The sequence below is a fragment of the Nocardia sp. GP40 genome, assembly GCF_050434125.1.
Lineage (GTDB): Bacteria > Actinomycetota > Actinomycetes > Mycobacteriales > Mycobacteriaceae > Nocardia > Nocardia albiluteola.
The window spans coordinates 312736-328206 of record NZ_JBNPVW010000008.1 but is presented as its reverse complement, the minus strand read 5'-3'; the positions used below and the strand labels follow the sequence as shown (position 1 = coordinate 328206).

Here is a 15471-nt window from a genome sequence, read left to right as displayed (position 1 = left end):
CTGATCGATGAGCATCGAGATGCCTGGTGGGCTGCAGTGGCTCGCCTACCTGGCGGGTACCGCGTGGCCGAAAGGCGACGAGGACAAGATGTTCGGGATCGGCGAGGACTTCCAGACGGCGGCGAATACGCTGAACGGCCTCATCGATCTCCTGCACGACGCGTGTAACACCGCGACCGACAGCTATGCCGGTGACGGCGCGGACAAGATGAAAACCCAGTTCGCCCAGTTCTTCTCGGGAGATCAGTCGATCCCGAATCTGGTCGGCACGCTGAAACAGCTGGGCGGTTCGGCCCACGACATGGGCGCCGAGATCGAGCACACCAAGCTGCAGATCATCATCACCCTGGCACTGCTGGCCGCCGAGATCGCCTACGCGCTGACCACGTGGTTCGGGGCGGCAGTGGTACCAGCGCTGGAGCTCGAAGCCGAAGGCGTCATGGCGGGGATGGGCCGCGCGCTGCTCATGCGGCTGGAAGCGCACGCCGCCAAGGTCGCGGCGATGCCGATGTGGAAGCTCGCCGCCATCAGTGGTTTGACGCAGGGGGCCATGGGCCTGTTCACCGAGCTCACGGTGGAGGGAATCCAGAAGGCCAAGGGGCATATCAGCGACTTCGATCTGAAGCGGATATTCGTCGCGGGAGCCGTGGGTGCGGTGTCCGGCGCGGTCGCGGCGCCCGTTGCCAGCGTCATCGGGAAGGGCCTGGGCAACTGGGTCGGCAAGGATTCGATGACGTGGTGGAAGTCGGGCGGCATCGCGATCGGCTCCGGTGTGCCCGGAGGCATGGCGGGGGCCGGCGCGGGATTCATCACCGGTGGTGTACTGACGGGGGAGTGGGACTTCGATCCGGCGATGATCGCCGGAGCCGTGGGCGGCGGGCTGCTCGGTGGGGTGCACGGCGCGATCGGTCACTCGCGGGGGACACTGCTGGCCGAGAAGTCGGCGGCCACCTCCGCCATCGATCTGCCGAAACCCGATGGTAGTTCAGGACATGCGGTGTCGGAGAAGTCCGACGGTGCGGGTGGCGGCGGAGCCGTGGGCGACCATGCGGTGTCGGAGAAGTCCGACGGCGCGGGTGGCGCCGGAGCCGTGGCCGACCATACGGTGTCGGAGAAGAACGACGATGCGGGTGCCCGCGGGATCGCGGCCGGCCGTACGGACGATACCGCGAGCGCGGGTCAGCAGACTCGGCCGGCGTCGTCGCCCGCCGCACTCGCCGGCAACGAACAATCGACGGCTGCAACGGGATCCACGCGGGCGGCCGGCGGAACCGAGCACACCGTGTCCGGGACCGATTCGGTGTCGCGCTCCGCCTCACCCTCGGTGCGCAACGGCAACGAGACCGGATCGGCACCCGCACGCACCGGCAGCATCGCGGCAACGAGCCTGACGCGATCCTCACGCTCGAGTTCGGTCAGCACCACCACCGGCAGCGACGGGTCCATCTCGCGCGCTTCGTCGCGCGCCTCGGTGTCGTCGGCATCGACCGGAATGCAACAGTCTGCCAGTGCGCCGCCACCGGTCACCCGAGGGTCTCATTCCGCGTCGGAATCGTTGTCCGGGTCGTCGTCGCCGGAGCCGCAGGGGTCGCGCGACTTCCGGCCTGCTGCCGAGGTGCCGGAGAAGAGTTCGGTCGGTCCCGAGGGCCTTTCGCCGCGCGCGTCCGTATCCGCACCCTCGAATGGGGAATCGACTCCGGTCGCATCGCACACTTCCAACGAGGTCGAGTCGCGCGGTCCGGCCGAGCACGGGTCGGCGCCCGGCCAGGCGGAGACGCGATCGGCATCGGATTCGCCGGTCCGGGCTCCGGCCGCCGCGGCGAACGACTCGGCAGGCTTGCCGGGCACTGCACGGCCTCCGGCCGAAGTGTCAGGGAACGGCAGGAACGGCGGCCCCGAAATCCCCTCTCGGCCAGGCACTCCGGACGCCGAGCCGGTGTCCCGCCGATCGGAGGCCACCCCCTCCTCGGCGGCATCGGAGGGTGGCTCGCAGGCCCGCATCACTGCCGCACGCAGCGAGTCCGGCCCGGCGGGCCCGGCCGGGCAGCGGGCAGGCCGGGAAGATCAGCTGTCGGCGCCGGGTTCATCGTCCCGGGCGACGTCCGCGGGGCCGGAGCGCCCGGTCCGGCCCACCACCGTGCGGCCGGGGGACGACGAACGTACGGCCGAGCACAGCGCGTCCGACTCGGAAGGTTCGGCCGGGCAGCAACGGACGACCTCGCGCAATCCGCGGGACGAAGTCGGTTCAAATCCGGAAAGTGTTGTGCCGGAACGGGAATCCGGTACCAGACGGGTTACCGGCGAATCCGATGACCAGGAGATCCGGCGTCCCAGGGCGAGCCTGCCGGAAAAGATCGATAGCCGGGGTCTTTCGGAGCAGCACAATACGTTTCGTTCCGAGACCCCCGGCGGTCATCACGAACCCGGCCCGCAGCATGAGAGCTCCCACCTCGAGCAGGCCCGAGCCGAGGAGACGATGAAACAGACGTGGGAGCGCATCAATGAGACGGAAAGCCGTGCCGCCCAGGAACGCCGGGAGCAGACCGATCTGATCGCGGCGTCCAAGCAACGGGTCGAGGACGCGCGGCAGGGGCTGGACCACGCCGCCGACCGGGAGGCCGCCGAGGCCGTGTATGCGCAGGCGATGGCCGAGCACGAGGAGACGGTGGGCCGGGCGCTGGACACGCTCGTCGAGGCCTCGCGGTCGGCCGGCGGGGAACGGTGGCAGGCGTTCGTGGACGGGAAGATCGGCAAGGAGGAGACCTTCGAACAGGTCGCACACGAGCGGGTGGAGGCGGCGTCGGCCGCGGCAGGGGCGCGGCAGGAGTATTACGAGACGCAGGCGGGTGCCGGGCCGCCGAAGGAGAAGTCGGGCCCGCTGACCAAGCTCAGTAATGCGGAGCTGGACGACCGGATCGTGAACGGCTCGGAAAGGGATGCCGACGCGGCGCTCAACGAGCTGAATCGGCGGGTCACGGGCAAGGTGAAGCGGCCCACTCAGGACACGGCGGATCTGCTGATGGAGCACGGTCTGGTCGAGATGGACACCGGTGAGGGCAAGGAGATGCTGGTCATCCTGCGGACGGTGCGCAGCGCCCTGAACGAGGGCACGGCCCACGTGGTGACCAGTAGCGATCCGCTGGTGAAACACATGCAGCAGGAGCTGTTGAATGTGGTGTCCGAGCGCAGCTTCGGGGTGAAGGTCTATCACCTGGACTCCGATCAGCCGTTCCCGGCGCGCGAGCCGGGCGACCGCGTGATCGTCGTCGGTACCTCGCAGGATTATGGATTCCGGGCGGTCAAGGAAGCGCAGTCGATGATCGACGACATGAAGAAGGCGGGCCTGTCGCCTACGGATCTGAAGTCGCTGCAGCAGGCATTGGAGAAGGCGCCGAATTTCCGGGAGTACAAGGAGTTGCTCGACGCGGCGGCCGAGGCCACGGGTGTGGATAGGCGTTTCGAGCCGTTCCCGGGTGGCAGGATGACGATCGACGAGATCGACGCCCAGCTGATTGACGAAGATTCCCACTATGTGTTGTCGCCCGGCGCAGGCAAGCGGGCGAGCCCGGAGTTCGTGGCGGCGACCAAGGAGATCTGGAACAACCTGCAGCGGGCCAAGGACGAGGGAGTGCTGGAGCCGGCCGATTTCGGTAAGAACCCGGAGATACCGGGAATGTTCGATTCCGAGCTCACCGGTGCCGGTCGGGACAAGCTGCAAGAGTTTCTGGGGAGGGATATCACCGATGCGGAGGTGGAGGAATACGCGCACGCCGCGCAGGCGGAGTGGGGGCCGCGTGAGAATTCCGATTACCTCGTCAGCGGTGACCGCGACATCAAGATCAAGATCATCAGGTCGAAGACGACCGATGAGATCATGGACGATCCGGAGAAGCAGAGTTCCAGCCGGTGGAACGGGTTCGCGAAGTATCTGGAGGTGAAGCACGGCCATGGTATCGACAGTAATATCACCGCCGATCCGGAATATTCGATCAGTATTACGAACAAGCAATTGTTCACCGGTGGGCATTTTGAGATCAAGGGTACCTCGGGTACTTTGCTGACCAAGACGGACAGTACTCCTCGCGGTGTGGAAGATATTATGCACGAGGAATACGGGACCGGGCCGATCTCCAGGGTGGAGCGATTCTTCGACTCCAACATGACTCGGTTGCCCGATCAGCATTTCGCTGATCGTGGCGCCAAACACGAGGCGATGGCCAAGGCGATCTTCGACGGAGAGTTGAAGGAGAATCCGGAGACCGGGGAGATGGAACGCACTCGCGGCGCGTTCGTCCGGAACCCGGAGACCGGGCAGCTGGAACAGACCGGCTCGCCCCACCTGATCGTAGCGATGGACAACGCCGATGTCGCCCGGATCGCGCAGGCGCTGCGTGCCGAAGCCCAGGCGCGGGGTATCGATGTCACATTCGACATCATCGATGCCGCGAAGATGGACTCCTTCGGAAGTAAACAAGCGGCCCACGACTATTTGGAGGGGATCATTGCCGACGGCGGGAAGGGGAGGATCAAACTCGGTCAAAAATTGTTGGGCCGCGGTATCGATATCACTCCGGTCGCAGAGGCCATCACCCGAGGCCAAAGCGATGAGGGCGGTCTCAAGCTGAAGGTCAGTGGCGGCCCCGCCTATTCGCCCCGGGTGAATCATCAGGTCGATGCGCGCGTCGCACGCAGTGGGGACCCGACGCTGGGCCGCAAGGAAGGCGGCACTCCCGGCGAGGTCAAGCATTACATCTCGCCCGAGGACTACCTGAGTAGTGCGCCGCATCCTCGGGTGAAAACCCTTGTCGTGCAATACCAGAACGCCGCGAAGGCACACGCCGAGGCCGAAGAGGCACACAACCAGGCCACCAATGAGAACCGCCCGGATCTCGACAAGACGGGCGAGGCGCTGCAACAAGCCAGGGACGAGCTGGAACACGCCACCGCCCAGTTGCCGGAGGCCACCGAGCTGCAAAAGGCAGCCGTGGAACAGCAGTTGATCGATTCCCGGCGCACCCAGACCTATGACGCGCACGCCCCGCCGGGCATGGACCGCGCGCTCCCCAAGCCCCCTGCGCGTCCTCCAGAGCAGACCGCCACACAGCTGCGGCCGGGTGAGCAGGACGACTACGACAGTGACTCGACCGCCTCGCGGAACTCGTTTTCGGATGAGTCGGTATTCGACGACTCGGAGGATTCTACTTCGACGCGCAGCAGCGAGACCGATACTTCGAGTCACAGCGACCATGTCGGCGATCGGCATTCCAAGTCGGACCTGCCCGAAAACGATGATGGCTCAGTTGTTTCCGAGCGGCATACGCGTCCCGACATCCCCGTTGGCCAGCAGCGAACCGATCCCCAGCAGCGGCCGACCGGCAGTGACGAGCCGATGGATCGGCGTCAGGTGGAGCTGCGAAATGGGTTGCGGGAGACGGTCGGCGACACCCCGACCGTTACCGAAGCCAGGGAACGGCTACATGCCGCGGCGACCGAATTCGAGACCAGCCGCCGACTGGTCGAACATGATCAGACGCCGAAGGCGGGACCGGCCGCCGCCGCCCTCCGAGAGATGCACGAGGACAACAGGTCTCGGCTGGAGGAGGCGCGTGCCGCGCACGACACCGCGGTCGAGCATGCGGTCGACGAGCAGTACACGCAGTTGCAGGACAATGCGATCCACGACATCGAGCTGGCCGATCAGGAAGTCGCCGGCGTCCATGCCGACACCGACGCCCGTCTGCAAGAGGCGCAAGACGGTTTGCACGACGCGCGGCAGCAGTGGGAGACCAGCCGGGATGCCCACAACTCGGCCGTCGCCAATCACGAAGCGCGAGTGGAGCATCGGCTGGTTGACAGCATCGCGAAAGCGCAGCAGCGGGTGCAGGAAGCCGGCGATGGGTTGCTGGCGGCCCGCATCGCGCACGACGACGAGATCTCCGAATCCGAGCCGCGCACAGAGTATCTCGAGTGGACCCGGGGGATCATCGACGAACGTGCTGCCGGTCTGCGCGCGGAACTGATCGAGCGTGAGGCACTGCTCCGCGCCGCTCCGGGGAACAACGAGGCCGCGCTTGCTGCCGCCAGGGCCGAGCGCGCGGAGCTGGAACGCACCGAAAAGCCCGGCGGCGCAGCGAGATTCCTGCGCTGGTTCCGGTCGGAGCCGAGCACTGCCGGGAAGGTGATCCCGGACCCCGGCCGGTTCGAGGCCGACGTCGAGACGCGGGTGCAGTCGCTGCGACAGGAGCTCGCGAATTCCGAGCCGGACGCACACACCGATTCGGTTGTCGCGAATCTGAAGCAGCAGCTGGACACCGACGAGGCCGCCTATCGCGCGGCGCGTGACGAGCTTGCGGCGGTGGGACAGCAGGTGATCGGCGAACGGGTCGCGATGCTGCGGAAGGCTGGGGCGGCGGACAAGGCAGCGTTCGACGCTGGGCTGGCCAAACGGCGTCCGGCGTTCGATGCGATCGTGACCAAGCAGATGGCCGCGGCGCGCGCGGTTCTGGACGCGGTGTCGGCCTACGACCACGAGTTGCTGTCGCCGGGACGTCCGGACGATCCGGTGACGGTGCCCCCGTCCGGAGAGCAACTGCGGACGATCATCGCAGAAGGTACGCCGCAGCAGCGGCTGGCGCACCTGTCTGCGTTCGTGAAGCTGACTCATCCGAAGGGTTTCGCGCCGCGGGAGACGCAGATGCTGGGGTATCTGCTGCGGCTCGGAAACATGGGCACCGGTCAGGGCAAAGAGATGCTGATGGCGATGCGGTTGTTCACCGACGCTATCGAGCACGGCACCGCCTACGGGACCACCAGCAGCGACAATCTGGTCTCGTCGATGGTGGATCTGGTGCAGGCGTTCACCCGTTCCCAGTTCGGGGACCTTCCGGTCGCGGTGCGGCGGATGAAAGACGACGAGCCGATCCCCGCGGGTGGGGTGATCATCGGGACGAAGGAGAACTTCCAGTTCGCGGCGTTGCGGGCGGCGCAGGGGGTGCTGGATCGGCTCGCCGCGGCCGGGGCATCCGAGGCGAAGGTGACCGAGCTGCGGAACTGGCTAAACAACGACCGGCCGAAGCTCGACGACATGAAGGAAAAGCTGGACTCCGTCCTGGAGGAGTACGGCGTCGCCGAGAAGTTCGAGCCCTTCCCGAAGGGCATCTACACCGGTGACGAGTTCGACGCCGCCATGTTCGACGGACAGGAGGCCGTGCTGTCGCCCGGTGGCGCGCAGGACGAGGACCCCGCGCTGGCGAAGAACATTGAGCGGGTGGTGTATCGGGTGCTGGCGGCGGAGAAGCTGCACGGCCTGACGGCCGCGGACTTCGACAGGCCGCAGTTCACGCGCGGGATGTGGCGGGCCAGGTTGACCGACGCCGCGATCGAGAAGCTGAATCTGCTTCCCGGCGAGCCGGTGAGAGCCGATGAGGCCGAGATGTATCAGGATGCGGCACTTGCCTATTGGGGGCAGCGCCGCAATACCGACTGGATCAAGTCGTTCGATCCGGAGGATCCGAGCGCTGCGCCGCGGACGGGGTTGCTGGCGTCGAATACCAATGACAAGTTGATGGTGGATCGGACCAAGGGGACCGGCGAGGTCCGGGAGAACCGGCTGCAACGGGTCGGCCAGTACCTGGATGTGCTCGCCGGTGTGGCGGTGCGGGCCAATCATCCCGAGGGTTCGATGTATATGGGATTCGGGCAGCTCGTCGGTAGTAGTTTCCTGCATTCGCCGTCCGGGGTGTCGGGGACGTTGACCCATGTGGAGGATGCGCTCTACGACCAGCACGGGATCGGCCCGGTCCCGCGCATCCCGGACTTCTATGCCGACAAGATCGAGGACATTCCGGATGCGTTCTTCGAGACGCGGGAGCTGAAACTCGAGGCGATGGGTCAGTCGATCGTCGACGACCTGCTCAAACCGGACGGGCAGCTCGAGCTGATCACCGACGACAACGGTGTGGTCGTCGGTGTGAAACAGCGGGGTCGCCCGCACTGGGTGCCGATGACCGACAACCGCGATATCGCCGGTGATGACGTGCGGATCATGCGGGGCGACGACGGCCGCGTCGTCGAGGAGATCCCGTTGCACTCCTGGAAGGACAAGGAGTCGGAGGAGTTCGGCGTCGTCGACTGGGTCGACAAGATCACCGAGGCGGAGGTGCGTGCCGCCGCAGCGGCTGCCGGGCTGCCGGTGGCCGAGGAGATCAAGCTCGACTACACCCTGCGCGACGCGAAGTGGTACGACCGGCACGGCAACGGCGACGCGGCCGAACAGTTGGCGAACCAGCAGACCAAGCAGTGGGGTGCGCCCGGCAGCCTGCATTTCGGGCACAAGGCCGACACCCGCGGCGCCAGCCCGGAACCCGACGAGGCCTCGATCGAGCTGGGCGGGACCATGGTCAAGTCCGGCGGCGGAGCAGCGCTGGGGGTGCGCAACCACGTCCAGACCCGGGGCCGGGGGCAGCGCGGCGGCAGGGGAACAGATCGGGAGAACGGTGGTCTCCCAGGTAGCTTCCAGCGCTTCCAGTCGCCGGAGGACTTCCACAGTGCGGTGACCGATCACGGTGTGGTCGAACAGGTCGTGCAATACCAGAGCGCGGCCAAAGCACATCGGGAAGCGGCCACCGAACACCAGGCTCACGACACCCCCGACACCCGTGCCCGAGTGGACGACGCCGACAAGGGCGTGCGTCAGGCCGAACAGATTTTGCGCGACAAGACGGTGCCCGCACTGGAACGCGCGGTGGAAGATCATGTCCTGTCGGGTGGGCGTCCCGCGGCACCTCGCGCCAATGCCCCTCCGCCGGCCGAGACACCGGCACCTTCTCTGGAGACGGCCGGTGCTCGGTCGGATGGCGCCGCTCGCGGTCCGCGTCCGAACGCGTCGTTCGACGGATCGTCGGATGCATTGCTGCGCAACGGATCCGGGCGCACCGCCCCGATGTTCGAGCCGCCGGTCGGCGAGACCTATTTCGGCCCGGCTCTGGACAAGATCTTCGACGCCGCCGACTCCCATTCGGCCGGGCACCTGGATGATCCGAAGCCGGTCATCCGGACTTTCGGAACTTCACTGGACGGCCTGGAGGACGTACCCGCGCCGCCGGAACCGGCACGCGATCCGCACCTCGAAGAGCTACACGTCGGCCTCGGCCCCGAACTCGACGACACTCCGGCGACCGACCACATCCAGGTCTTCCAGCACCCCAGCGAACTCCTCGACCAGGGCGTGGGGGAGACGGGCGGCGAATTCCTCATCCATCCACCAGGCACCGAGATCCACATCGAGGACACCCACGGAGTGCTGCGGCTCGTCGTCACCGGCCCCGACGAGATCACCCAGCAGTATCGCAGCAACGCCAACCCGGGTATCCCCCTCCACAGACCTGCCTTGCACGGCAACGAAATTCGTGCCTTCCTCGACAGCCACATCCATCACCAAGGCCGCATTTTCACCTCCGTAACCGTCCACCGAGCCCTGGCAGACTCCACCGGATCCACCAGTCTTGCCGACCTCACCTACCACCTCGAGCACAACACCCTGCTCGCCGGCACCCGAGTCGACCTGCCCGACAACACCACCGCCACCCTCCACACCAACGGCAAGCTCGAACTCCGGACCCCGGCAGGGTCGGAAACCCACAACCCGGCCCGATTCGTCAGCCACCTCCACACCATCGGCGCGCCCGGCGTCACCGTCCACGCGCCTGCTCCCACGCAGTGGAGCGACGACTACTCCGACCCGATCACCGCCCTCGCCGACGCTCTCGGCCGCGACCCCCAGCAACTCCGCAACGGTCTCGCGGAATACCTGGATACCCATCGCGACAATTACACTCACGGCATCACCACCCCGGCTATCGAACGAGCCGGTGAGAATGATTGGCACCGAACCGATTTCCAGGACTTCGCCGCCACCGAACGTGCCCGCGCACTGGACAACGAGATTTCCGCGCTTCGCAACGGGCAGACCACCGACTACCGTTCGGCCGCACATGTCGGCCTGCCCTTCCGTCTCGCCGCGGTCGCCGACTACACCGGCAGCAACCTCGTCTACACCCACTCCGGCGGCATCCGGCACACCCTCGTCACCGACCCCGCCCCCGGCCGGGAAGTTCATCACCTGCGGCAACATCCGGACAACCACACCTACCAGCACGTAACCATCGACACCGCAATTCCCGGCAACTCGCTGGTGCCCGAACAGCAGACCGTCCTGCACCACATCATCAAGGGTCACACGAACCGGCAGATCGCCGAGCATTTCGGCATCAGTTATAAAAAGCTCGAACTGATCCTCATCACCGCGGCCCACGACCTCAACCTCACCCGCCGAGCGAGTCCGTTCCTCCATCGCACCGAAATCGCCATCGCAGCTCTCCGGCTGAACCGGCTCGATCGCAACGCCATCAACGAAATACCCAACCTTCCGTTCTCCGACATCTCTGTGAGCAGGTCGCTGGATCCGCTGGAGAAGGAGATAATCCAGTACTTCGCCGCCGGCTTCAAGACGAGCGAAGACATTGCCGGCCACCGCGGGCCTGGTACCACTGCGGGGCAGATAGACAACGCAGTGCGCGAACTTTACAAGATATTCGGTATCGAAACCGGCCTGGGCGGCAGCAAAGGCGGCAGAGCCGATCGGATCGAGAACCGTGCGGCGACCGTGGCCCTCGCTCACGACTGGGGACTGGTCGAGCCGGAAATCATCGAAGCGCTTGCTGAAGAAGCACCCGCGCCACAGTGGTCCCAGGGGAGCAAGGTGCTCCAGTGCTTTGCGGCCAAAGTCATCACGACCCCGCGCATCCTGGCTCACTTGAAGGTCGCCGAGCCTACGCTGACCGAAAAAGCGCTGAGCCGGGCGCGGGACCGTCTGTTCGATCGCCTCGGAATCAAACGTGCGGGTCATTCCGCCATCGTCAATGCGCAGCGAGCGGTGGACGAAGCCCACAAACAGACCAGAAGCGGCGACCTCGATGAGGAAACCTTCGCCGCAATCACAACACCCCTGCCCATACGACGGGCCGCAGCGACCGACGGCAGCAGTTCACACCAGCGCCCGACCGATTCGGCGGCCGGGCCCAGTTCTGCTATCGGTGAGTATCCCACTGGGATGACAACTGTTGCGGGGCAGCAGGATTCGAACTACATCAATGTGTGCTTGGATCTCACGCTCGAGGATATCGACCAACTCACCCACAGCCCGCACATCACCCTGTTCGCCCAGCCCGCCGGCCTTAGTGGGCGCTCCTTCCGAGAGGCCGAAGACCACGCCGGTGCACCGCTGGATCGCTACGGCAACTATGACCAGATTTTCGATCACCTCCGTGCCCATGCCCCCGCTGTCGCCCTCGTCATCGACGAATACAAGGGTCCCTCCGATAAGAATGGCATCGGTGCTCACGCCTACTATCTGGTTGCTCGCCTGGATGGCAGTGTCACCGTTGTCGACCGCGCGTTCAACGAATCACATCCCTTCCCGCCGCGGCCCCGGCGTGAACTTCGTGCCAGCTATGTCGTCGTCTACTCCATGACGGATGGCCGAATAATCCCGCCGCCGCCACGTGCCGGTCCGCTGGGCGGCCGGAAGCGTCCGGGCGGCGCCGTCCTCGGCCGGGTACGCGCGGCCAAGCAACGCCGCACCGGGAAAAAGCTCGTCGGCCTCGGCCCCGAACACGACCAGATGTACGGCGACGACACCGATGAACTGGGGTTCGCTCCGAATTACGATCCCGCGAATCAGGGCCAGGTCATCAATGGTGTGCGCATGTTCGATACCGATGCCGCTGGGGCCAGCTTCGGCTTTCATCAAATGCGGAATTGGGACGAACTGACGGGTGGGCAGCGTCAGACGGTGTTCGCGCATGAGGAATCGGTCATCGCCAACTTCGCATTGCGGTTCTATCCGTCGGCCCATGATCGTGCCGGGTGGTTGACCCGGATCGAGCAGAACGTCGCGCTCGAGAACGTGGTCGCCTATACCAACGGTGCCGAGGCAGATCTCGCGACGCTCGGCAATCGCCTGTACGCGCTGCAGAACCAAGGCGGCCTAACCGGCCTCGAAACACAGGAAATGCAGGTACTTTTCAATATCCTGAGCAACGCGGACCCCGCCGCGCTCTGGGAGCAGATCCAAATCGATGGCCGCGACTATCGCACACTCGAGTACCTTTCTCAGGAGCATTTCGAAGGTCGGCTCACACCGCGTGCGGTGCTCGAGCGGATGGTCGAGGACCTCCACGCGGCGACCCGCAGGCCACTACCGCTGGCCGAACCGATTCGAGTGCTCCGCTCACTCGAGGACATCGATTTCCTGCTCGACCGGCAGGGCCAACCGCTCGCCGGGCGGACGGATCTGAGCCTGCTGCTGAACGCGCCGCAGGTCGATCTCGGCCACATGTCCACCTCGCTCACTGCCGAGACGGTCGACTTGTACGGGGAGCATCCTTATCTATTGATTCTCGAGGTCAAGCCCGGGGTGCGCGGGGTCTACATCGGCCACGATGCCGCCCTGCCGTGGCAGAACGAACTCATCCTGGCGCGAAACCCCCGCTACGCAATCACCGGATATGACCAAGCCGGTGACGTTATCAGGCTGTACGGCTACGTCGAACCCCACTCCGAGCCGGCTATCGGCCTCGGCCCCGAATATGACTACCGGGCCGATTCCGATGCGCTCGTTCCGTCCTACGGCGTTGCGAGCCAGGGCCGCCTCGTCAACGGTGTGCGGGTATTCGACACCGACGAGGAAGGCGCCGGTTACGGCCTCCAATGGCTACGCCAATGGGACGACTTCCTGGCCGAGCAGCAGGACATGCTGCACGCATACGAGGATTCGCAGCTCGTCAGCGATGTGCTGCGGCAGTTCTCGGAGGCAACGTTCATCCGATGGTCCGAACTGGCCCGGACGCAAGCCGGGATCGAAGAACTGGTGACCCGGTCGCACGACCCGGACACGGATATCAATATCAGCGACCTCGTCAATCGCTGGACAGCCCTGAGCGCCGGACAGGATCTCACTGCGGAAGAAGGTCAGGAACTGCTGGCATTGAACGGCATTCTGACCAACGACCGTCCGGACCGTCCGGACGCCTACTGGGAGGAGATCCAGACCAACGCCGCGAGCTACCGCGAAAACGACGAGCACTGCCGGGAGTTCTTCGGTGTTCCGTTCACGGCCGACGTCATACTAAACGCAATCGGGCTGCTCCATCAGGTGACCTACCGGCCGCTGCCGCTGTTCGAACCGATCCGTGTCGTCCGGTCGCTCCTGGACATCGACTTCCTGCTGGCTCGGGATGGCAGCACATTGAATGGGCGGACGGACCTCGATCTGCTGCTGAATGTCCCCCAGCAGGAAACCGGCTTCATGTCGACTTCGCTTGCGGGCGAGGCCATCCACCGCAACCTCGATCACCATTTCCGCCTGGAGCTCGTGGTCCCGCCCGGAGCGCGCGGAGCCTACATCGGCTCGGACGGCCATTATCCACATCAAAACGAGCTGGTGCTCGCCCGCGGCACCCGCTATGTAATCACCGGATACGACCTGTCCAACCCCGGCGTCACCGTGCTGTACGGCTACGTCGAGCTCACCCCCGAAAGACACATCGGTCTCGGCCCCGAACACGACGACATGTCTGCACAACCTGTGCAGCCGGCGTTGCCGGATCGTTCGGTGCGTAGCGGGGGCCCCATCGTTTTGATTCCGTCCGCGGTTGTGCCCGATATTCTTTTGAATGCGGGTCCGAAGGATCGGGTGGATGTGTTCGGTTGGGGGGTGTTCAAGGATAAGTTTGCGGGGGTTGATTTCCCGGTAGGAACGAAGCTGGAGTTCACCGACGGTGCCGCTGGGGCCGGGTATGTGGGATCGGTGGAGGAGTCGGCGGGGACTCGGTCGGTGCGGATCGTGAGTTCGGGAGATACCGATGCCGCCGCCGGTCAGGTGGTGAGTGCCGAGGAGTTTCGGAAGGGTTTGACCCAGGGGCGGCCCGAGTTGAATGCCGGGAGCCTCGTGCACGTGGTGCAGCCGGAGGCGGCTGCCGGGGTCGGCCGGGTATGGGAGACGGGCCGATTCCTGCATGTGCTGGGCAATGGCGGTTTCGGTGCGGGAACCCGGGTGTCGTGGCGTGAGGAATCGCAGGATGGGGAGCGTACGGTGTCCGCGGACTTGCGCCGCGAGGGCGGGTTCGATATTTCGGGCTCGCCCGCGGTCCTGCCCGCGGACGGTATGGGCGAGCGTTTGCGTGATGTGGGAGCGGTGGAGGTCGTAGCCGTCGGGCGAGTTCTGCCTGATCTTGATCGGCAGCCCTCGGACATCGAACTACAGGTGTTCCGGTCGGTTGCGCAAGGAAAACGCCAAAAGGACATCGGTAAAGACCTCCGAGTCAGCGGTTCTCGAGCCGGTGGCCACTGGAGGAGCGCACTCGACATATTGAAGCCGCAGGGCACCTATTCTGATGAGTCTATTGTGGTGCCAATGGGGCGGGAGCGGGGGTGGCTGCGGCCGGATCCGATGCCCGGTGATGTGGATTTTGTGTATTTCGGGCGGGACCCGGAGTCGGATAAGCTGAAGTCGTTCACGCTGGCTCAGGCCGACTACCTTTACGCGCTGGCGCGGTACGAACCGAGTTGGGGTAGGAACTATCAAGAGGTCATAGCCAGCGATATCGGTGGCACTCTGGGGATGGTAATAAAGCGCTCCCAGGAGATATACGATAAATTCAATCTGGCGGGTAAGGATCGCAATTTCCGGAATTCGGTGCGGGTGGCTCGTAAGTGGGGCTTGCTGCCTCGCAATCCCGAGCCGGGCGATCTGGACTATTCCGATGTGCCGCCGTCCGGGGGAAGCGCTGCTCGGGCGCAGGCATCCTCGTCGGCTGATAGGGGCGCGACGTCGACCTCGGCTCCGCCGCCCGGCCCCAGCCGGACCGATACGCCGCCGCCCGCCGTTGCGCCCGTCGCCGACTCGAATGCGGAGCGGATCGACGAGTTCGGCTGGCAGGAGTTCCAGGACAATTTCACGGGGAATGCCTTCCCCGCAGGGACACGGTTGGAGTTCAGCGTCGGTGGCAACGTCGTGCTGACGGCGTCGGTGGAGCCCGGGGGCGTGCGGATGGTCGGGGCTCGGTACGGTCTGGTCCGGGTGATCTCCGCGGTCGCATTCCGGCAGGCGGTCGGGCGAGGGTCCTCGGTTCTGGGCGCCGAGGGCATGGTCAGAATCGTGCACCCCGCCGCGGATTACGAGCCAACCCACGCACCCGCCGATAGCAGCACGAACCCTGCCGACGGCGACCCGGCACCCCAACCCGGCCCCTCCCTTGCTAACGACATCACCAGCCACATGCAGGAATTCGAAAGCCCCGACCTGCTGCTGGCAGACCTCACCATCGCCATCGGGTTGGGCCTCAACAACACCTACCCGCCCGGAGTCCACATCCGCCTCCGTGACCAGCACGGAACGCTCCAGCTCATCGT

The 15471-nt window shown here is 65.4% G+C and carries 1 protein-coding gene (only partly in view); it reads left to right on the top strand.

From position 1 onward, the window contains the following. Nucleotides 1–7 precede the first annotated feature (7 nt). Nucleotides 8–15471, top strand: the beginning of a protein-coding gene (locus ABH933_RS25070; RefSeq protein WP_429421002.1) for an ADP-ribosyltransferase. Its footprint extends 57253 nt past the window's final position; only the first 15464 of its 72717 coding nucleotides appear in the window; its start codon is at nucleotides 8–10; its stop codon lies off the right edge, out of view.